The organism is Pseudonocardia yunnanensis (genome assembly GCF_039534065.1).
GTDB classification, from domain to species: Bacteria; Actinomycetota; Actinomycetes; order Mycobacteriales; family Pseudonocardiaceae; genus Pseudonocardia; species Pseudonocardia yunnanensis.
On sequence record NZ_BAAAUS010000008.1, the window covers coordinates 189777 to 208737 of the forward strand.

The 18961-nt window shown below is 71.5% G+C and carries 23 protein-coding genes; 5 read left to right on the plus strand and 18 right to left on the minus strand.

The features are described 5' to 3' along the window. Positions 1 to 26: 26 nt before the first annotated feature. From tatB to sigE, 4 genes are all read right to left on the minus strand, one after another. On the minus strand, positions 27 to 434 hold the full coding sequence (gene tatB, locus ABD743_RS12080) for a Sec-independent protein translocase protein TatB (RefSeq protein WP_344721788.1): 408 nt from the start codon (positions 432 to 434) through the stop codon (positions 27 to 29). Between the two features lie 66 nt (positions 435 to 500). Next, positions 501 to 2021, minus strand: a complete 1521-nt coding sequence (locus tag ABD743_RS12085; RefSeq protein ID WP_344721791.1) for a trypsin-like peptidase domain-containing protein — start codon at positions 2019 to 2021, stop codon at positions 501 to 503. Between the two features lie 103 nt (positions 2022 to 2124). Next, positions 2125 to 2862: an anti-sigma factor family protein gene (locus ABD743_RS12090; protein WP_344721794.1), complete on the minus strand. Its 738-nt coding sequence runs from the start codon at positions 2860 to 2862 to the stop codon at positions 2125 to 2127. Then, on the minus strand, positions 2859 to 3491 hold the full coding sequence (gene sigE / locus ABD743_RS12095; RefSeq protein WP_344721796.1) for an RNA polymerase sigma factor SigE: 633 nt from the start codon (positions 3489 to 3491) through the stop codon (positions 2859 to 2861). Before sigE ends, ABD743_RS12090 begins: the two co-directional genes overlap by 4 nt. A gap of 240 nt (positions 3492 to 3731) precedes the next feature. Here sigE and ABD743_RS12100 point away from each other — a divergent pair, with 240 nt between their 5' ends. After that, positions 3732 to 4391 (plus strand): O-methyltransferase, encoded by a 660-nt coding sequence (locus tag ABD743_RS12100; protein ID WP_344721798.1) that lies wholly within the window; start codon positions 3732 to 3734, stop codon positions 4389 to 4391. Positions 4392 to 4400: 9 nt separating this feature from the next. On the opposite strand, the gene glgC is transcribed toward ABD743_RS12100, so the two are convergent. Further along, the gene (gene glgC / locus ABD743_RS12105; protein WP_344721800.1) at positions 4401 to 5651 is read right to left on the minus strand and encodes a glucose-1-phosphate adenylyltransferase; all 1251 of its coding nucleotides are present in this window, start codon (positions 5649 to 5651) and stop codon (positions 4401 to 4403) included. 173 nt (positions 5652 to 5824) lie between these two features. On the opposite strand from glgC, the gene glgA reads away from it, so the two are divergent. Then, positions 5825 to 6982 carry a glycogen synthase gene (glgA, locus tag ABD743_RS12110; protein WP_344721802.1) on the plus strand — a complete coding sequence of 386 codons (1158 nt, stop codon included), beginning with the start codon at positions 5825 to 5827 and terminating at the stop codon, positions 6980 to 6982. Between the two features lie 11 nt (positions 6983 to 6993). On the opposite strand, the gene ABD743_RS12115 is transcribed toward glgA, so the two are convergent. Next, positions 6994 to 7563 carry a CGNR zinc finger domain-containing protein gene (locus ABD743_RS12115; protein WP_344721804.1) on the minus strand — a complete coding sequence of 190 codons (570 nt, stop codon included), beginning with the start codon at positions 7561 to 7563 and terminating at the stop codon, positions 6994 to 6996. A gap of 73 nt (positions 7564 to 7636) precedes the next feature. On the opposite strand from ABD743_RS12115, the gene ABD743_RS12120 reads away from it, so the two are divergent. After that, the gene (locus ABD743_RS12120; protein ID WP_344721807.1) at positions 7637 to 7810 is read left to right on the plus strand and encodes a hypothetical protein; all 174 of its coding nucleotides are present in this window, start codon (positions 7637 to 7639) and stop codon (positions 7808 to 7810) included. 117 nt (positions 7811 to 7927) lie between these two features. On the opposite strand, the gene ABD743_RS12125 is transcribed toward ABD743_RS12120, so the two are convergent. From ABD743_RS12125 to dapE, 9 genes are all read right to left on the minus strand, one after another. After that, positions 7928 to 8095, minus strand: coding sequence for a DUF3117 domain-containing protein (locus ABD743_RS12125; RefSeq protein WP_084211001.1), 168 nt, complete (start codon positions 8093 to 8095; stop codon positions 7928 to 7930). Positions 8096 to 8238: 143 nt separating this feature from the next. After that, complete coding sequence (locus ABD743_RS12130; RefSeq protein ID WP_379659231.1) at positions 8239 to 8805, minus strand: DNA-3-methyladenine glycosylase I; 567 nt, start codon at positions 8803 to 8805, stop codon at positions 8239 to 8241. Continuing rightward, on the minus strand, positions 8798 to 9280 hold the full coding sequence (locus ABD743_RS12135; protein WP_344721809.1) for an SRPBCC family protein: 483 nt from the start codon (positions 9278 to 9280) through the stop codon (positions 8798 to 8800). Before ABD743_RS12135 ends, ABD743_RS12130 begins: the two co-directional genes overlap by 8 nt. A 50-nt stretch (positions 9281 to 9330) precedes the next feature. Continuing rightward, positions 9331 to 9675 carry a DivIVA domain-containing protein gene (locus tag ABD743_RS12140; RefSeq protein ID WP_344721811.1) on the minus strand — a complete coding sequence of 115 codons (345 nt, stop codon included), beginning with the start codon at positions 9673 to 9675 and terminating at the stop codon, positions 9331 to 9333. 27 nt (positions 9676 to 9702) lie between these two features. Beyond that, on the minus strand, positions 9703 to 10632 hold the full coding sequence (locus tag ABD743_RS12145; protein ID WP_344721813.1) for a glucosyl-3-phosphoglycerate synthase: 930 nt from the start codon (positions 10630 to 10632) through the stop codon (positions 9703 to 9705). Between the two features lie 233 nt (positions 10633 to 10865). After that, a complete protein-coding gene (gene folP, locus ABD743_RS12150) occupies positions 10866 to 11723 on the minus strand; it encodes a dihydropteroate synthase (RefSeq protein WP_344721815.1) in 858 nt (285 codons plus the stop codon). Position 11724: 1 nt separating this feature from the next. Beyond that, positions 11725 to 12288 (minus strand): LOG family protein, encoded by a 564-nt coding sequence (locus ABD743_RS12155; protein WP_425566913.1) that lies wholly within the window; start codon positions 12286 to 12288, stop codon positions 11725 to 11727. After that, a complete protein-coding gene (locus ABD743_RS12160; RefSeq protein WP_344721819.1) occupies positions 12285 to 13064 on the minus strand; it encodes an LOG family protein in 780 nt (259 codons plus the stop codon). The genes ABD743_RS12155 and ABD743_RS12160 overlap by 4 nt, the downstream gene beginning before the upstream one ends. A gap of 55 nt (positions 13065 to 13119) precedes the next feature. After that, complete coding sequence (gene dapE / locus ABD743_RS12165) at positions 13120 to 14184, minus strand: succinyl-diaminopimelate desuccinylase (protein ID WP_344722163.1); 1065 nt, start codon at positions 14182 to 14184, stop codon at positions 13120 to 13122. Positions 14185 to 14254: 70 nt separating this feature from the next. On the opposite strand from dapE, the gene dapD reads away from it, so the two are divergent. Then, positions 14255 to 15214, plus strand: a complete 960-nt coding sequence (gene dapD / locus ABD743_RS12170; RefSeq protein WP_344721821.1) for a 2,3,4,5-tetrahydropyridine-2,6-dicarboxylate N-succinyltransferase — start codon at positions 14255 to 14257, stop codon at positions 15212 to 15214. Positions 15215 to 15218: 4 nt separating this feature from the next. Here the strand turns inward: dapD and ABD743_RS12175 are convergent, their stop codons facing one another. From ABD743_RS12175 to fdxA, 3 genes are read right to left on the minus strand one after another with little or no spacing between them, the layout of a single operon-like run. Continuing rightward, a complete protein-coding gene (locus tag ABD743_RS12175; protein WP_344721823.1) occupies positions 15219 to 16424 on the minus strand; it encodes an MFS transporter in 1206 nt (401 codons plus the stop codon). Continuing rightward, a complete protein-coding gene (dapC, locus tag ABD743_RS12180; RefSeq protein ID WP_344721825.1) occupies positions 16421 to 17518 on the minus strand; it encodes a succinyldiaminopimelate transaminase in 1098 nt (365 codons plus the stop codon). The genes ABD743_RS12175 and dapC overlap by 4 nt, the downstream gene beginning before the upstream one ends. A gap of 31 nt (positions 17519 to 17549) precedes the next feature. Beyond that, positions 17550 to 17876: a ferredoxin gene (fdxA, locus tag ABD743_RS12185; protein ID WP_169396823.1), complete on the minus strand. Its 327-nt coding sequence runs from the start codon at positions 17874 to 17876 to the stop codon at positions 17550 to 17552. A 113-nt stretch (positions 17877 to 17989) separates the two neighbouring features. Between fdxA and ABD743_RS12190 the strand changes: the two genes are divergently transcribed. Continuing rightward, positions 17990 to 18955, plus strand: a complete 966-nt coding sequence (locus tag ABD743_RS12190) for a GNAT family N-acetyltransferase (protein ID WP_344721827.1) — start codon at positions 17990 to 17992, stop codon at positions 18953 to 18955. Positions 18956 to 18961 lie beyond the last annotated feature (6 nt).

Genomic DNA, 18961 nt, shown 5'->3' on the forward strand with positions numbered 1-18961 from the left:
TCCCCGAGGCTGGGATCAACGGGTGCTCAGGTGGCGTCCGGGTCGATCGGGGGTCGCTCGTTCTTCGACAGCGTGGGACGCGACGGAGGCGCGGCCGGATGAGGCTGCGGGGTGCCGTTGCTCGCCGACAGGCCCGGCGCAGGCGCGAATCCATTGGGTTTGGGATCCGGGTCGTCCAAGAGGGCGCGCCGCATTGCGTTGCGGGGATGGAGATCCCTCAGCCCGCGCAGCTCCTCGAGCGGCTTGCGCAGCTCGTCGAACTCCGGACCGAGCTCGCCACGGAGCTGATCACGCGCCCCGTTCGCGAACTCTCTGACCTGCCGCACCGAGCGGCCCACCCAGGCCGCGGCGGACGGAAGCCGCTCGGGACCGAGGATGAACAGCCCGGCCACAACCAACACGAGGATCTCGCCCCAGCCGACGCTGTCGAACACGAGACCATCGTACGGGCGCCATACGTCCGGCGGGCGAACACGATGTGAGCACCACGGCCTTTACGGTCAATCGGAGGCGAGAACCACCGACACGGTCAGCGGCCTGCCCTCCCTGATCAGCTCGACCGGCACCGTGTCGCCCGGGTTGTGCTCCCGTACAGCGACCACGAGCTCGTCCGCCCCGGCGATCGGCCGGTTCCCCACCTTGACGATCACGTCGCCCTCGACGATGCCCGCGGCGGCGGCTGCCCCGCCCTGCTGCACGTTCTGCACCTGGGCGCCGTCGGTGGTGCCGTCGGTGACCGACCGGGCATTGATCCCGATGTCGGCGTGGGTGACCACTCCCGTGCGGATCAGCTCGTCGGCGATCACGCGGGCGTCGTCGATGGGGATGGCGAAGCCCAGGCCGATCGACCCGCCCTCGCCCATCCCGACACTCCGGATCGCTGTGTTGATGCCTACGACAGCGCCGGTGGAGTCGACGAGCGGACCACCCGAGTTGCCGGGGTTGATGGCGGCGTCGGTCTGGATCGCGTCGATGACCGCATTGGCGTCGGCTCCGCTGCCGTCGAGCCGGACGGGGCGGTTGAGGGCACTCACGATGCCGTCCGTGACGGTGCCGACGAGCCCGAACGGTGAACCGATGGCGATCACGCCGTCGCCGACGACCAGCCCGGCCGACGAACCGATCGTGGCGACCACCGGGTTTGCGACATCCACCTTCACGACGGCGAGGTCGGTCTTGGGGTCCCGCCCGACGATCCGCGCGGCACTGCGCGTGCCGTCGTGGAAGATCGCCTCGATCTGCGCGCCGTTCGCGTCGGCGGCGGGGGCGACCACATGGTTGTTCGTGAGCACGTAGCCCGCTGGGTCGATGACGACGCCGGAGCCCGTGCCACCCTCCTGGCCGACACGAATCTCGATCGACACCACGGCGGGCACGGTGCGGGCCGCGATGTCGGCCACCGAGCCGGGCGGACGCTCCTTCGCCTGGACTGTCTGGGTGATCGTCGGGTCGGCATCGGTGAGGCCGCTGGCGCCGTCGGCCGTCAACCGGCCCACGAACCCGCCCGCCGCACCGATCAGGACAGCGACGATGGCGAGGCCCGCCAGTGCTCGCGGATCCACCCGCTTGCCGAACAACAGCTCCCGCAGGCTGAGCCGCGGACCCTCACCGGCAGGCGCGGGAAGTGCCGCCTGTTCCGATGCGGCGGGCGGACCGAGCGCGACGGAGCTCTCCGGGTCGCGCCACGGATCGCGATCGGCGCCGTCGGCCCAGAAGGCATCGTCCGGTCGCGAACCGTTCCCACTCGCGCCCGGCGGCCGCTGCAACGTGGGCGAGTCCGGTGCCGGCCGACCGAAGGCGCTGGCCAGAGCGGCGGGAGGAGGCGTGGCGAGGGTGGCGGACGAGCCGTTCGACGAGTCGGACCGCGGAGCCGCGAAACCACCGTCGACGCCGTCCGGGCGCCCGAACACCGCGGCTGCGCCGGGATCGACGGGGACGCGTTCAAGCGGGCGTGGCCCGAGCCGTGGGGGCTCGTCGCCCGCGCGATCATTCGAACGCGTCACCGGGCTGCGTTCGTCCATCGCGCTGCAGGCTCCTGATGTATGCCGACCGTACCGCTCACCACCCTGCCCCAGCGGCGGTGAAGTCCGCGTAGCCAGGACGGGTCACGTCGCCGAGGAGCGGTCAGGGCAGGCCGTGGAAGGAACGAGGAAGCACGTCGAGCCGGTTGCGGAGGTAGTCGCCGTCGGTCTCCGACGTCTTCTCGGGCCCCAGCGGGACGGCACGCTCCAGCCGCATCTGAGCGTCGAGCACTCCGGCGCCCTCCGTGTCGACGACGCTCGTGGTGCCGCCACTGAGCACCGTGCCGCCGAAGGCGCCGCTCACCGGGGGTATTGCCGGGCTGCTGGACGCGGAGGGCAGGCCGTAGGCGAGCGCACCGAGGGCGAGACCGGACACCGCCACGCCCGTGCCGACGCGGATGCGGCGTTGGACCGGGGACCGTCCGGCGGACTTGCGGTGGACGCTGTGTGCAGTGGACGTGCCCCGGGCCGGGTCGGCCTCGGCCGCCATCTGCGTGTGGTCGGGCATGGGGCGGAGCACGGAGACGAACTGGCCGTCGGAGGTGACGGCGAGCCCGGGCGGGGCAGGCGGGAGCGTGGCGCTCTCCGGGATCGAGCGCAGGGTGCGTAGCAGCGCGGACGGCAGCACGGGCCCGCCCGCGGTACGCAACGCCGAGCGGGTCTGCATCTGGGCGATGACCTGGGCCTCGCACTCGGCACACCGGGCGATGTGCTGGGCGGCCCGCTCGTGAGGACCGTGGGAGAGCTCGTCGTCCACGTAGGCGACGATGGCGTCCGACGACAGATGATCCTGCCCCCAGTTCGGGGGCGTCACCGTGATGCGCCAGCGCCCTTCACTCACCCGTGAACCTCCTCCAGCATTCCTGCGTTGGAGTCCCCCGCGACAGCGGAACCGTCACGCACCCCGAGCGCGCGGTGGCGTTCCAAGGCGCTGCGGAGAGCGGCCCGTCCACGGTGGATCCTGCTTCTCACCGTACCCAGCTTTACGCCCAAGGTGGCACCGATCTCCTCGTACGACAGTCCCTCGACGTCACACAGGACGACAGCGGCGCGGAACTCGGGCGGCAGCTCGTCGAGCGCGGCCTGCAGAACCGGGTCGAGGTGAGTCTCGGAGAAGACCTGCTCCGGCTCCGGGCCCCGGCCGGGCAGCCGGTCGGAGTCCTCGGGCAGTGCCTCCATACGGATGCGCGACCGACGCCGCACCATGTCGAGGAACAGGTTGGTGGTGATGCGGTGCAGCCAGCCCTCGAACGTGCCGGGCTTGTAGGCCGCGAGCGACCGGAACACCCGGACGAACGTCTCCTGGGTGAGGTCCTCGGCATCGTGCGGGTTGCCGGTGAGCCGGTAGGCGAGGCGGTAGACCCGATCCGCGTGCTCCCGGACGACGTCATCCCAGCTGGGCGGGGTCCAGTCGACACCTTCACCAGGCAGCACCGTACCGCTCATCAGCGTGGCGGAGCCGTCGGTCATCGTGGGTCAACCTCCTGCGGCGGGTGTGCCTCCGACCAACGAAGCGCCGGACGTGTGCATTCCCCGGCCCCCCATCGGTCGACGACCCCGACCGATGCAACCTACCGTGCCTGATGGCCTTGAAGAGGGTGTGAGAGTCGACTGAGAGAAACCTGTGAAACTTCAGGCGCCCCGGAGGCCGACACACCCGACGGTCGGGCCCACACCGCGGGAAAGAGCCAGCACAGTAGCCTCTTGACCATGACCGGCCGCCCGGACAGCGCTCCCGACCCGTGGGCGTTGCGCGAGCACGTCGAGGGGTACCTCACCGAGGACGACGTACTCATCGCCACGCGGGCCTCTGCGGCACGCCGCGGGAGCGCCCCAGTGGGGCCCGGGGTGGGCGCCGGGCTGCGCTTCCTCGCCGCCAGCACCGCCGCCCGAGCGGTCGTCGAGATCGGCACGGGGGTCGGCGTCAGCGGGCTGTGGCTGCTGCGCGGAATGGCCCCCGATGGTGTGCTCACCTCGATCGACATCGATCCCGAGTGCCAACGTGCCGCCCGGCAGGCGTTCACGGCCGCCGGTTACGGGCCGTCCCGGCTCCGGCTGATCAACGGGCTCGGCCTCGAGGTGCTGCCTCGGCTCACCGACGGCGCGTACGACCTGGTGTTCGTCGACGCCGGCACCGCCGACCAGCCTCGCTACCTCGACGAGGCCGTCCGGTTGCTCCGCGGCGGTGGCATCGTCGCGCTCCACGGCGTGCTCACCGCGGGCGTGCTCGAGCCCGACGCCACCGACGCTGCCACGGTGGCGCTGCGCGAGGTGGCCCGTCAGGTGCGCGACGACGACCGCCTCGTGCCGGTGCTGCTCCCCCTCGGCGCAGGTCTGCTGGCGGCGGTGAAAGCCACACCGCACGCCTGAGCTGGGGGATCAGAGGGCGGTGGCGCCCTTGCCCAGCACGACGACCCCGCCCTGGCTGACCGTGTACCGGGCCCTGTCCAGGCCGAGGTCCACGCCCACGAGCGCCCCGTCGGGGATCACGACGTTCTTGTCGAGGATCGCTCCCCGCACCACGGCTCCGCGCCCGACCCGCACCCCGGGCAGCACCACCGAGTCGGACACCTCGGCACCGGCGTCGATGCGCACGCCAGGACTGATCACCGAGCGCCGGACGATGGCACCGGAGATGATCGTGCCCGCCCCGACGATCGAGTCCTGGGCGATGCCGCCCTCCACGAACTTGGCAGGCGGCAGGGGTGCCATCGCCGTGCGGATGGGCCACCGGTCGTTGTAGAGGTTGAAGATCGGGTGCACCGAGACGAGGTCGGTGTGCGCCTCGTAGTACGCGTCGACGGTGCCGACATCGCGCCAGTAGCCGGAGTCGCGGTCGGTGGCGCCGGGCACCACGTTGTCGGCGAAGTCGTAGACCGCGGCGTCACCCTGGCCCACCAGCCTGGGGATGATGTCGCCGCCCATGTCATGGTCGGAGTCGCCGTCCTCGGCGTCGGCCCGCAGGGCGTCGAGCAGCACCTCCGTGGTGAAGATGTAGTTGCCCATCGAGGCGAACGTGACATCCGGGTCGTCCGGAACCGACGGCGGGTCGGACGGCTTCTCCAGGAAGTCGGTGATGCGGCCGTTGGCGTCGGACTTGATCACGCCGAACGCCTTGGCCTCGGCGCGCGGCACCCGGATGCCCGCGACCGTGACCCCTGCACCGCTCTCGATGTGGCGGGCGAGCATCTGGCCCGGGTCCATCCGGTAGACGTGGTCGGCGCCGAAGACCGCGATGTAGTCCGGACGCTCGTCGTAGACGAGGTTGAGGCTCTGGAAGATGGCGTCGGCGCTGCCGGTGTACCAACGCCGTCCGAGCCGCTGCTGCGCAGGCACGGTGGTGATGTACTGCCCGAGCACGCTGGACAGGCGCCACGTCGTGGAGATGTGGCGGTCCAGCGAGTGCGACTTGTACTGCGTCAGCACGCAGATGCGATGCATGCCCGCGTTCACCAGGTTCGACAGCACGAAGTCGATCAACCGGTAATGGCCCCCGAACGGGACGGCGGGCTTGGCGCGGTCGGCGGTGAGCGGCCAGAGCCGCTTCCCCTCGCCACCGGCGAGCACGATGCCGAGCACGTTGGCAGACATCGCGCGCGGCGAGGCGAGTGACAGGCGGGCGGCGGTCATTTCGGCGCTCCGTGGGAGGGCACAGGGCCCTGGCCTGCCGGCAGCATCGTCACGCCGCCGACCCTAGTGCTCTCCCACCGTGGCGGGCCACCGGTGGAAGCGTCGAACGAGCGAACATTCATGCCTCGGATGGACCCATTCCGATTGCCGGTGAATGGCCTAACGTCCCGGGTGTGCGCATTGGCCTGCTCACCCGCGAGTACCCCCCTGACGTCTACGGAGGAGCCGGCGTGCACGTCGAGCACCTCGTGCCGGCGCTACGCGAGCTCGTCGACGTCGACGTGCACTGCTTCGGCGAGCCGCGCGCCGGTCGGCCGGACACGTACGCGCACGAGGTGCCGAGTGGGCTCGCCGGAGCGAATCCCGCTCTGCAGACGCTCGGCGTCGACCTGTCGATGGTCGCGGCCCTCTCCGAGGTCGACCTCGCCCACTCCCACACCTGGTACGCGAACATGGGCGGGCACCTGGCGAAGGTGCTGCACGGTGTGCCGCACGTGGTCACCGCGCACTCGCTCGAACCGCGCAGGCCGTGGAAGGCCGAGCAACTCGGGGGCGGGTATCGGCTCTCGTCGTGGGTGGAGCGCACGGCCTACGAGAACGCCGACGCCGTGATCGCGGTGAGCGACGGCATGCGCCGGGACGTCCTCGACTGCTACCCGGCGCTGGACCCGGCGCGTGTGCACGTGGTGCACAACGGCATCGACACCGTCTTCTACCACCCTGATCCCGCCCGCGACGCGGTCCGCGCGGCAGGCGTCGACCCCGACCGGCCCAGCGTCGTGTTCGTCGGGCGCATCACCCGGCAGAAGGGTCTTGTCCACCTCGTGGCCGCTGCCCACGAGATCGACCGGGACGCCCAGATCGTGCTCTGCGCCGGAGCCCCCGACACACCGGAGATCGCCGAGGAGACCGAGAAGGCCGTCGCCGAGCTGAGCGCGGCGCGCTCCGGGGTGGTGTGGGTGCGCCGGATGCTGCCCACTGCCGACGTGCGCCAACTGCTCTCCGCCGCCACGGTGTTCGTCTGCCCGTCGGTGTACGAGCCGCTCGGGATCGTGAACCTGGAGGCGATGGCCTGCGGCACCGCCGTGGTGGCCTCGGACGTCGGCGGTATCCCTGAGGTCGTGGCCGACGGCGAGACGGGCCTGCTCGTGCACTTCGACGAGCACGAGGTCGAGAAGTTCCGCACGGGTCTCGCCGGGGCGGTGAACACGCTGCTGGCCGACCCGGACCGGGCTGCGGCGATGGGAGCGGCCGGCCGGGCGCGGGCCGAGCGGCAGTTCTCGTGGGAGCAGGCCGCCGCACGCACCGTGGAGATCTACCAGGGGCTGTAGGCCGGCCGTCGTCAGCGCGAGCGGGTGCCGGCGGCGCGCGCCCGGGCCCGGTGCGCGGCCACCGCGGAACGGTTGGCACACGCCGGCGAGCAGTAGCGGCGAGCCGCGTTGCGCGAGGTGTCGGCGAACACCTTCATGCAGCCCTCGGCAGCGCAGCGCCCGTGCCGGTCGATGCCGTACTCGGACACGAGCATCGCCAGGGCGAACGCGGTGCTGGCGCGCAACCGGTCCACGAGGTCCGCCTCGGGCGGCGAGTAGTGCAGATGGAAACCCTGTCCGTCGTGGTTCGACAGGTGCGGCTCGACCCGGACGTCGGCGAGCAGCGCGTTGACCGCGACGGCGGCCTCCTCGACGTCCGACACGTCGAACACCGTGCGCAGCCTGCGCGCCCACGCGCGTAGAGCGGGCTCCACCGATGCCGGCGCTCCGCCTGCGAGGTAGCCGTTGGCCACCAGCACCGTCCTCATCCGGTCGGGCGACTCCTCGTCGGCCTCCGGCTCCTCCGCCCCGCTCGCGGTGACCTCGTTGACGAGCTCGACGGCCGCGCCCAGCGCGTCACTGCGGTAACCGATGAAGTTCACTGACCTATTACACCCCACCCGAATCCGCTGTAACCTGTCAAACGAGGATACCTATTACAGGAAGGCGGCGCCGATGCAGTGCGAAAGCTGTGGATGGCCGGTCGACGAGGCGGTGATCCTGTCCACCCACTCGACGTCACAGGGGTGGGTGCGCTATCGGCGCTGCGTCTGCGGCACAGTCTCGATCCAGCTCGTCACGCTCGACGGACAGAGCGGCACGCTGGCCGAGGCGGCGGGCCGGCGGTAGCACCGCATCCGAGGTCACCGACCTGCACAACGCAAACGGCACCGGCGGACGGGTGCGGGCCGTTCGCCGGTGCCGTTCGAGATCCGGGCACCCCCCTTTGCGCGGGGCTCGTGCTCGTCAGCCAGATGCGGCCTTCAGCGCGTCGCCGAGGTCGCTTGCCTCCTCGGCCGACATCTCGACGACCAGGCGGCCGCCACCCTCGAGGGGGACGCGCATCACGATGCCCCGACCCTCCTTGGTCACCTCCAGGGGACCGTCGCCGGTCCGGGGCTTCATCGCCGCCATCTCCTGCTCCCTCCGTCGTCGTTTGCAGGGTGCGCCGCTGCGCCGGGGGAAGCGCGCGGCGGGGATGCTGCGAACATCTTTCCTCATCCGCCGGACAGGGGTGTAACCGGAGCGATCAACTCCCCTATGTGTGCCCGGTGTGGTCACAGGGACGAGGCACGCCAACACCCTGCGACATGATCGTCGACGAGCCCGGCCGCCTGCATCAGCGCATAGCACGTGGTGGGCCCGACGAAGCGCATCCCGCGCCTCTTGAGTTCCTTGGCCATCGCCGTCGACTCCGGCGTGGTGGCGGGCACCTCGGCCAGCGTGGCCGGGCGACTGCGAACGCCCGGTTCGGGTGCGAACGACCACAGCAGCTCGTCGAGCGGCTGGTCCAGCTCCAGCACCTGGCGCGCGTTGTGCACGGTGGCCTCGATCTTCGCCCGGTTGCGGACGATGCCGGCGTCGGCCAGGAGGCGGGCGACGTCGGCATCGCCGAACCGTGCCACCACAGCGGGGTCGAAGTCGGCGAACGCGCGGCGGAACGCGGGCCGTTTGCGCAGGATGACGAGCCAGGACAACCCGGATTGGAACGCTTCGAGGCTCAGCCGCTCGAACATGGCGTGGACGCCGTGGAGCGGGCAGCCCCACTCGTCGTCGTGGTAGGCGATGTACTCCGGGGCGCTGCCGGCCCAGCCACAGCGCACCCGTTCGTCCAGCTCAGGCACCGGTGCGATACCTCGCCTCGCATAGCCGGGCCATCCGCTGCAGGGAGTGGGCCACACCTGCGCGGAACGCGGGCCGCACCAGCGGCCAGCCCCACCGGCCGAGCGCGCCCAGCGGCAGGTCGAGCAGCTCCGACCACAGGACCCTGGATCGAGTGGGTGACAGCGCGATGACCTCGAACACCCCGTCGCCACGCACCACCTTGCCGGTGTGCCGCACGACGCAGCGGCGGGGCCCGTTCCCAGGGGGCTCGGTCCACTCGACGATTTCCATGGTGTCAGTGAACCCGAGGGGTCCGACACCGGTGACCGCGCTCAACCGCGCACCCTGCGCCCGGCCGTCACCTCCGCTGGTGACGTGGACCCTCGTACCGAGCATCCACTCGCCCTGCGCCTCCCAGTCCGTGACGGCACGCCACACCGCATCGGCCGGCGCCTCGACGTCGACCGGAACCGTCAGCTCTCTCCGGGAACTCACCGCTCGCGCTCCGCGGTGGCGCCGTATCGATGCTTCGCTCGCAAGCTCGCTCACCGGTCCCCGTCGGCCCACAGCCCGCTGCCGGCCAGCTCCGCTTCCAGCTCGGCGACCCGGGCCAAGAGCCCGTCGCGTTCCACCCCGGCGCGGTCCAGCTCGTCGGCCAGCCGGTCGAGCACCCAGTCCACCTCGTCCATCCGGTAGCCACGCAGCGCCTGCTGGAACCTCAGCTCACGGACGTCCTCACCGTCGAGCTCACCGGCAGGCAACCGGGTGGGCGTGGCGCCGGGAGGCAGCGGGGCCAGTTCCTCGCCACGTCCGAACACGACCGCGGCCAGCCCGAACACGGCCGCGGCCACCGCGGCGACGACCAACAGATAGATGAGCGCGGTCCCCACTCGGGCAATCAGACCACGCAGGCCCGGTCAGCGCACGAGCACCTCACGCATCGGGGGTCGCTCGGTAAGGCCGACTTCCGTAACGGACGGCAACCATTCGCGGTCGACCTGCAGAAATTGCGTGATCGCCGCACCCGTGTCGGGCACGCCGCAGCGGGTCAGCGCGGCCGCGAGGATCTGCCGCGCCATCACCCCGAGCTGCAGCAGCGATCGGTTGCGGTGCTTGCGCACGCCCAGATTGACCTGCGCCAGCGCATCGAGGCCTGCCGTGGCGTAGGTGTCGAGCAGCAGCCCGATCTCCACGCCGTACCCGGCGGCGAACGGAACCGACTCGAGCAGCTCCCGCGTACCGGCGTACTCCCCGCCCAGCGGCTGGACGACACCGGCGAGCTCCGGTCGCAGCGCCGCGAGCAGCGGCCGCACGAGGAGCTCGGTGACCCTGCCGCCGCCGCTGTCCACCTCCGTGGTCTCCAGCCGCAGCGGACGCCGGTAGAAACCCTTGACCAGCGCGACGCCGGGCTCCGTGAGCAGTGGGCCGAGGAGCGCCGGAACGAAGCCGGCGTCGAAGTCGACCAGATCGGAGTCGAGGTAGCAGATGATGTCGCCCGTGGTGGCGGCGAGCGAACGCCACAGCACCTCGCCCTTGCCCGGCACGGGTGTCAGGTCCGGGAGCACGTCGGTGCGCAGCACCACCGTGGCTCCAGCCGCTGCCGCGACCTCGGCTGTGCGGTCGGTCGACCCGGAGTCGGCGACGACCAGCTCGTCCACCAGCGGCCTCTGGCCCAGTGTCAGCGGCACGATCGCGGCGACGATCGCTCCGACGGTGGCCTCTTCGTCGAGCGCGGGCAGCACGACGGAGACCCGCCGGCCTGCCTTCGCGGCCACCAGTTCGTCGATGCGCCAGGCCGGTTCCTGCCACGTACGACGGACGAACCACTCCTCGGTGATGCGGTCCATTGGACCCTCCTGCACGGTCGAAGGGGCAGCCTCGTTGCCATGACGCGGTCGATGCCGGTCGGACGGCCGGTTGCGGACGACGCGGCCGGTCGCGCGGAGCGCGAGCACTTCGAACGAACGGGTTGATACCCCGCGATCGGAGCGGTCATGCCGACGTTAGGTGGCGAAACCGCAACCTCGTGCTACGAACACGTTTCCGGTTGAGGCAGGTTTGCGATCTGCTGGTGGTTGCCCTAGGCGAACGTCCGGGTGACCCGTTCCGGCACACGATGACCGGTGATCGAGGCGACCATGTCGACGGTGCGCCGCGCCTCCATGACGTTGTGCACCCGGAAGATCTGCGCTCCGTGCCACGCGCAGATGGCCAGCGTGGCGAGCGTGCCTTCCAGGCGCTCGTACTTCGGGAGCCCGAGGGTCTCACCGATGAAGTCCTTGTTCGACGTGGCCACGAGCACCGGACGGCCCAGCCCCACCAGCTCGTCGAGCCTGCGGGTGATCTCCAGCGAGTGCCAGGTGTTCTTGTTGAAGTCGTGGCCCGGGTCGAGGATGATCCCGTCCTCGCGGACCCCTGCGGCGAGGGCGCGCTCGGCGAGGCCGACGAGGTAGCTCGTGACGTCGCCGACGAGATCGGGGTAACGGACCCGGCGGGCATAGGTGCGCGGGGTGAGACCACCCGTATGGGTGCAGACGACCGCGGCGTCGAACTCCGCCACGACGTCCACCAGCCCGGGGTCGTACCCGCCCCAGGCGTCGTTGATGAGGTCGGCACCGGCGGGCAGTGCGACACGTGCGACCTCGGCCCGCCAGGTGTCGACGCTGATCACGATGTCGGGATGGGCCGACCGCACGGCGGCGACCAGCCGCTCGACACGTGCGATCTCCTGGCTGGGCGTCACGTCCTCGCCCAGGCCGGCCTTGACCCCACCGATGTCGATGATGTCGGCACCCTGCCCGACCATCTCTGCGACGTGGTCGAGCGCGCGTTCGAGCTCGTAGTCCCGCCCGGCGTCGTAGAAGGAGTCGGGGGTGGCGTTCACGATGCCCATGACGAGCCGCGCTGAGCTGTCGACGACCCGTGAGCCGAGGCGCATGTCAGGTCTCCTCAGGCTTCCAACAGGCGTCGAGGGCGGTGGTCACGTCGGTGGCGACCACGAGCCGCGACAGCGCCTCCGGCCGCACGAACCCACGCTCCCCCAGCCCGCGCACCCAGTCCAGGAGACCCGTGTAGTGGCCGTCCGGGTCGAGCAGCACCACAGGCTTCGCGTGCATCCGCAGGTAGCCCGCGGTCCAGACCTCGAAGAGCTCCTCGCACGTCCCGATCCCGCCGGGCAGGGTGAGGAACGCGTCGGCGTGCGCTTCCATCAGCGCCTTGCGCTCACGCATGGTGTCGACCAGGAGCAGCTCGTCCGAGTCGTGGTCGGCCCACTCGAGCTCCACCAGCGCACGCGGAATCACCCCGGTGGTGCGTGCCCCGCCCGCCCGTGCCGCCGCGCCGACCGCGCCCATCATGGCCGATCGCCCACCGCCGGACACCAGATCCCAGCCGCGCGCGGCGATCTCCCGGCCCACCTCCGCGGCGAGCTCCAGGTAGTGCGAGGGGATGCCCTCGATCGAAGCGCAGTAGACGCAGACGGCGAACGGACCCTGCCGACTCAATGCGCTTCCTCCCAGGCCCGCCATGCCTCCTGGACGATCTTCACGGCGTCGTCGACGTCGTCGGTGACGTGCAGGAGCGACAGGTCCTTGTCCCCGACCTTGCCGTTCTCGTGCACGGTGCCCGCGATCCAGTCGTAGAGCCCGCTCCAGTACTCGCTGCCCAGGAGCACCACAGGGAACTTGGTGACCTTCTTCGTCTGCACCAAGGTCAGTGCCTCGAACAGCTCGTCGAGCGTGCCGAAGCCGCCCGGCAGGCAGACGAACGCCTGCGAATACTTGACGAACATCGTCTTGCGGGCGAAGAAGTAGCGGAAGTTGATGCCGACGTCGACCCAGTCGTTGAGCCCCTGTTCGAAGGGGAGCTCGATGCCGAGCCCGACGGAGAGGCCGCCGGCCTCGGAACAGCCCTTGTTCGCGGCCTCCATCACACCGGGGCCACCCCCGGTGATCACCGCGAACCCGGCCTCCGCCAGCGCCGCGCCCAGCTCCTGCCCCTGGGCGTACTCGGGATGGTCGCGAGAGGTGCGGGCGGACCCGAACACGGTGACGGCCCGAGGCAGCTCGGCCAGCATGCCGAAGCCCTCGACGAACTCGGCCTGGATACGCAGCACCCGCCACGGGTCGGTGTGCACCCAGTCGCTCGGGCCGCGGGAATCCAGCAACCGCTGGTCGGTGGTAGAGCTCTCGTTGCGGTACTCACGTCGCAGTACCACGGGGCCCCGTTGCTTCTGCTCGGGCTGCTTCCTGTCGGAGCTCCCGTTCCCCCTCGCGGTCATGGCAGTCAGAGTAATGAGATCCGTACGGTCCGCGCCCGCGCCCGCCCACCGGCTCTCACGGAGCCAGGAACCGCCGCAGGACGGCCACGGCGTCCGTGATCTGCCGCGTGTCGACGTGCTCCTCACGGGTGTGCGCGAGGTTCGGGTCGCCGGGTCCGTAGTTCACCGCGGGAATGCCGAGAGCAGCGAAGCGCGACACGTCGGTCCAGCCGAACTTCGCCGACGGCGTGGCGCCGGTCGCCGCGATGAACTCGGCGGCCGCGGGCTCCGTGAGGCCGGGCAGCGCGCCGGGCGCGAGATCGGTGACCGCCAGCTCGAACCCGTCGAACACCTCACGCACGTGCGCCTCCGCGGCCGCACCCTCCCGGTCGGGGGCGAAGCGGAAGTTCACCGTGACCACGCACTCGTCGGGTACGACGTTCATGGCCACGCCACCGTCGATCCGGACGGCCTGCAGCCCCTCGCGGTAGACGCAGCCGTCGATGTCGACCTCACGGGCGGTGTACGCGTTCAGGCGGTCGAGCACCGCGGCCGCGGCGTGCACCGCGTTATTGCCGTGCCACGAGCGTGCCGAATGGGCGCGCCGCCCGCGCGTGGTGATCTCGGCGCGCAGTGTTCCCTGACAGCCTGCCTCCACACCCGCGTTGGTCGGCTCGGCCAGAATCGCGAGGTCGGCGCGCAGCCAGTCGCGGTGCTCGCGCTGGATCCGGTTCAGCCCGTTGCGAGCGGCTTCCACCTCCTCGCAGTCGTAGAACACGAGCGTGAGGTCGTGGCGCGGCTCGGTCAGAGTGGCCGCGAGGTGTGCGAGGACCGCGTCCCCGGACTTCATGTCCGTGGTGCCGCAGCCGTAGAGCAGCTCGCCCTCGCGCCTGCTGGGCACGTTGTCGGCGATCGGCACGGTGTCGAGGTGACCGGCGAGCAGCACCCGCCGCTCGCGCCCGAGGTTCGTCCTGGCCAGCACCGCGTCGCCGGAGCGGAGCAGCTCCAGGTGGGGAGCCTGCTTCTGCAACGCCAGCTCGACGGCGTCGGCCAGCGTCGCCTCGTCGCCGGAGACGCTCGGCACGTCGACCAGCGCGGCGCACAGGTCGATGGGGTCGGAGGTGAGGTCCAGCACGGGGATCGTCACGAACGGCGACGCTACCTCCAGAGTCGTCGGGCGGCCCGCGGTCACTGCCCCCTGCCGGATACCGTTGGCCGCTGTGAGCACCGCACCGCGCCGGGAGGGCGCCTCCGGCACCGGCCTCGCCACCGTCACCGTGCCCGCCGACGGCACCGAGGGCGTCGTCCTCGACACCTGGTTCCCCGCGCCGGCACTCGGCGGGCAGGCACCGGACGTCGCGGCCGATCTCGAGCACCTCGTCGGCACCGACGAGGCACGCGGCGTACGCACCGTCGTGGTCCGCACGGCCATCGAGTCGCTCGCCGACCCGCCTGCCGACCCGCACGACGTCTACCTGCGGCTGCATCTGCTCAGCCACCGCATCGTCGCACCCCACGAGGCGAACCTCGACGGGGTCTTCGGGCTGCTCGCCAACGTCGTGTGGACCGACCAGGGTCCGTGCGCGGTGCCGGGCTTCGAGCTCACCCGCGCCCGCCTGCGCGCCCGCGGGCCGGTCACCGTGCTCGGCGTGGACAAGTTCCCACGGATGGTCGACTACGTGATTCCCACGGGCGTCCGGATCGCCGACGCCGACCGGGTGCGGCTGGGAGCGCACCTGGCCGAGGGCACCACCGTCATGCACGAGGGCTTCGTCAACTACAACGCGGGCACGCTCGGGGCGTCGATGGTCGAGGGGCGGATCTCGGCCGGCGTGGTCGTCGGTGACGGCTCCGACGTCGGTGGCGGCGCGTCGATCATGGGCACCCTCTCCGGTGGCGGCAAGACGGTGGTGTCGGTGGGCAAGCGGTGCCTGCTCGGGGCCAACGCCGGGATCGGCATCTCGCTGGGTGACGACTGCGTGGTCGAGGCCGGGCTGTACGTCACCGCGGGCACCAAGGTGGTCCTCCCGTCCGGGGAGACCGCAGCCGCCCGCACCCTGTCCGGGCAGGACGGGATCCTGCTGCGCCGCAACTCGGTGACCGGCGCCGTCGAGGTGCTGGCCCGCACCGGTGAGGGCATCGCGCTCAACGCCGCCCTCCACCACAACTGACGGGTCAGGCGGCCGGCCGGTCGCCGATCCGCCAGATCGCCCAGCCCTGGAGCGCGGCCGCAGCCAGCAGCACCGCGATCGCGGCGGGGAAACCCTTCGTGAGGTCGATCAGCACGCCCATCAGCAACGGGCCGAGGCCCGCGCTGATGTACCCGACACCGAGCGCGAGCCCGCTGGTGGCCGCGTTCGCCGCACCGTCGGGTGTGCGCCAGGCGATCACGGTGAGGCCGAGCGGGAAGCCGGCCCCCACCCCGATGCCCAACAGCACCGCCCACATCCACGGGACGGCCGTGCCCGGCATCGGAACCAGCATCACACCGAGCGTGCCGACCGCGACACAGCCGAGCGTCAGCCCGGCCCAGAACCGCCAGCGCCGGTGCCGCTCCGCGAGGATCGGGACGATGAGGGCGGCAGGGATCTGCGAGACGCTCCACACGGCGAGCAGCAGTCCTGCGCGTCCCGGGCTCCAGCCCTGAGACTCGTAGAACGGCGGCAACCAGGTGATCCAGCCGTAGAACAGCAGCGATGTACCGGCCTGGTAGCTGGCCACGATGCGGGCGAACCCGTGCCGCCACGGCAGCGGATGGCGTACGGCGGCCCGGTCGGGCGCGCCCACGCGCCGCGCCACCGGCACCCAGATCACCACGGCAAGCGCAGCGGGTACGGCCCACACCGCGAGCGAGAACGACCAGCCCCCCAGCGCCGCGGCCAGCGGCACGGCCAGGGCGCTCGCGATGGTGGCGCCGATCGCCATGGAGACCACATAGCCGCCGGTGACGGCGCCGGCCCGTTCGGCGAGGTGTTCCTTGACGACACCGGCGAGCAGCACGCCGGCAAGCCCGATACCGAGCCCGACGAGCAGGCTCCCCACGATCAGCGCGGCCAGCGCCGGAACGCCGCGCACCACGCTGCCCAGCGTGAGGATCGCGACGGAGACGCCCAGCGCACGTTCCCGGCCGAACCTGGCGCCCAGCGCGGAGCCGGCGAAGGAGCCGGCCGCCATCATCAACACGGCGGAGGCCTGCACGAACCCGGCGACACCCGCGGACGTCCCGAGGTCCTCGCGGACGGTCTCCAAGAGCGGTGGGTAGCCCGCCAGCGCCGCACGGAGGTTCGCCGCGAGGGCGAGCAACCCGAGCAGCACGACGACCGGCCGGACTGTTCCCGCTCCGGCCCCGCTGGACGACGTCGTCCCGGAGCCGGTGGTCACGCTGCTGGTAACCGCTCCGCCGCCGCCGCGATCCGCTCGTCGGACGCGGTGAGGGCGACCCGCACGTGCTGGGTTCCCGCCGGTCCGTAGAACTCGCCTGGCGCCACCAGGACACCCTGCTTCGCCAGCCTGTGCACCGTCAACCGGGAGTCCTCCCCCGCGGTGGCCCACAGGTACAACCCGGCTTCGGAGTGGTCCACGCGCATACCGGCGGCCTCCACCGCGGCTCGCAGCGTGGCCCGGCGCCGGACGTAGATCTCGGCCTGCGCCGTCACGTGCGCATCGTCGGACGTCGCGGCGGCCAACGCGGCCTGCACCGGCCGCGGCACCATCATGCCGATGTGCTTGCGCAGCTCCAGCAGGCTCGCGACCAGCGCTGGGTCACCCGTCACGAACGAGGCGCGGTAACCGGCCATGTTCGAGGTCTTCGACATGGAGTGCAGGGCCAGCAGGCCCTCGTGGGAGCCGCCGCAGACGTCGGGATGCAGCACCGACACCGCACGCTGTTCGGTGGGCGCGAGCGACAGGTAGCACTCGTCGGACGCCACCACGGCTCCGCGCTCGCGGGCCCACTCCACGACCTTGCGCATGTGCTCGGCCGGCAGCACCCGCCCCGTCGGATTGGACGGGGAGTTCAGCCACACCAGGGCGACCCGCCGCGGACCCAGCGCGATGGTGGAGTCCGAGCGGACGAAGTCGGCCCCGGCCAGCCGGGCACCGACCTCGTAGGTCGGGTACGCCAGCTCGGGGATCACGACCGTGTCGCCCGCACCGGCGCCCAGCATCGTGGGCAGCCACGCGACGGTCTCCTTGAGACCGATCGTGGGCACGACCGCGACCGGATCGACCGTGACGCCGAACCGGCGGGCCATGGCGCCCGCGATCGCCTCGCGCAGTGAGTCGGGCCCGTGGGTGGTCGGATAGCCGGGAACGTCCGCAGCCGGACCGGTGAGCGCTGCCCGCACCACGCCCGGAACGGGGTCGACGGGGGTGCCCACCGACAGATCCACGATCCCGCCCGGGTGGGCCTTGGCGAGCTTGGTGTCCTCGGCGAGGGAATCCCAGGGAAAGTCCGGGAGGTCGATCTTCACCATGCTGCAGCGGCTGTCACAGGTTCGAGTCTCCTCACTCGTCGTGCTGCTGCGGCGGCAGGCTCAGCGCGGGCTCGACGTCGCGCTCGACCTTGCCGATCTTCGACGCGCCGCCGGGTGAGCCCAGCTCGTCGAAGAAGTCGACATTCGCCTTCGTGTACGCGCTCCACTGTTCGGGGACGTCGTCCTCGTAGTAGATCGCCTCGACGGGGCAGACCGGCTCGCACGCTCCGCAGTCGACACACTCGTCAGGGTGGATGTAGAGCATCCGGCCGCCCTCGTAGATGCAATCCACCGGACACTCTTCGATGCACGCCTTGTCCAGTAGGTCGACGCAGGGCTCGGCGATCACGTAGGTCACGGGTGGTCCTCCACTCGGGCGTTCAGATGGGTTCCAGTATGTCCCGGCTGCCCTTTCGAGCGGGAGTCGGGGGAGTGTGACGAGGCTCGTACCGACAGCGGGATCCTGGACAGATGGGGCTGGTGGAGATAGCGAGCGAGCTCATCGGCGAACGGGTGGCGCTGCGGTACCGGATCGGCGACCGTGATGGACGGCCGCTCTACACCGACGCCGTCGGCGAGCTCCGTCCGGACGGCCCGGGCGCGGTGCTGGTGGAGACCCGGCGCGGCCCGGTGCGCGTCGACCGCGCCGCCGTTGTCGCCGTGCGCGCCGTACCGCCCGCGCCACCACGGCGGGCACCGCTTGCTGCGGTGACACGGCTCGAGGCCCTCTGCGCGGACGCCTGGCCCGCCGTGGTGGACCGGCGACTCGGCGCCTGGCGGCTCCGCGCGGCGGACGGCTTCACCGGCCGGGCCAACGCCGGACTCGCGATCGGGGACCCCGGGATGCCCGTTCCGGCGGCGCTCGACGCCGTGCGCGCCTTCGCGGGCGAGCACGGGATCCGGCCACGCGTGCAGGTCCCGGCGGGCTCGCCCTGGGACAAGGCGGTGGCGGCCGAGGGCTGGGGGCTCGACGTGGCGCACGAGCGGGGCGCGGAAGTCGCGGTGCTGGTGGCGCCGCTGCAGGGCACCCACGACCCACGTGTGGAGCTGCCCGAGCGCCCCTCCGACGGATGGTGGCGGCTGGGGCTCGGTGATCTCCCGACAGCTGCGCAGCGGCACGTCCTGGATCCGGGCGGCGACCCTCGCACCGCGTTCGGCCAGATCGCCGGCCCGGACGGGACGGTCATCGGGTGCGTGCGCGCGACCGTGGTGGAGGATCACCTGCACATGTCCGTGCTGGAGGTGGCCCCGGCGGCACGGCGCCAGGGGCTCGCAACCGCGTTGCTCGCCTCGGCGGCGGAGTGGGGCAGCGGGCACGGCGCGCGCTGGGCCGTGCTGCAGGTGGCGCTGCACAACACGGGGGCCATGGCGCTCTACGACCGGCTCGGCTACGTGGAGCACCACCAGTACCGCTATCTCGTGCCGCCGACAGGCTGAGGCCGC

Coding starts and splice junctions, on each gene's coding strand:
- glgC (WP_344721800.1), bottom strand. CDS start 5,651: ATGACCGCCGCCCGCCTGTCACTCGCCTCGCCGCGCGCGATGTCTGCC.
- ABD743_RS12145 (WP_344721813.1), bottom strand. CDS start 10,632: ATGGACCGCATCACCGAGGAGTGGTTCGTCCGTCGTACGTGGCAGGAA.
- ABD743_RS12190 (WP_344721827.1), top strand. CDS start 17,990: ATGGGGCTGGTGGAGATAGCGAGCGAGCTCATCGGCGAACGGGTGGCG.
- ABD743_RS12125 (WP_084211001.1), bottom strand. CDS start 8,095: ATGGCGGCGATGAAGCCCCGGACCGGCGACGGTCCCCTGGAGGTGACC.
- folP (WP_344721815.1), bottom strand. CDS start 11,723: ATGCGCCTCGGCTCACGGGTCGTCGACAGCTCAGCGCGGCTCGTCATG.
- ABD743_RS12160 (WP_344721819.1), bottom strand. CDS start 13,064: ATGACCGCGAGGGGGAACGGGAGCTCCGACAGGAAGCAGCCCGAGCAG.
- ABD743_RS12120 (WP_344721807.1), top strand. CDS start 7,637: ATGCAGTGCGAAAGCTGTGGATGGCCGGTCGACGAGGCGGTGATCCTG.
- sigE (WP_344721796.1), bottom strand. CDS start 3,491: ATGACCGACGGCTCCGCCACGCTGATGAGCGGTACGGTGCTGCCTGGT.
- dapC (WP_344721825.1), bottom strand. CDS start 17,518: ATGGTGAAGATCGACCTCCCGGACTTTCCCTGGGATTCCCTCGCCGAG.
- ABD743_RS12100 (WP_344721798.1), top strand. CDS start 3,732: ATGACCGGCCGCCCGGACAGCGCTCCCGACCCGTGGGCGTTGCGCGAG.
- ABD743_RS12085 (WP_344721791.1), bottom strand. CDS start 2,021: ATGGACGAACGCAGCCCGGTGACGCGTTCGAATGATCGCGCGGGCGAC.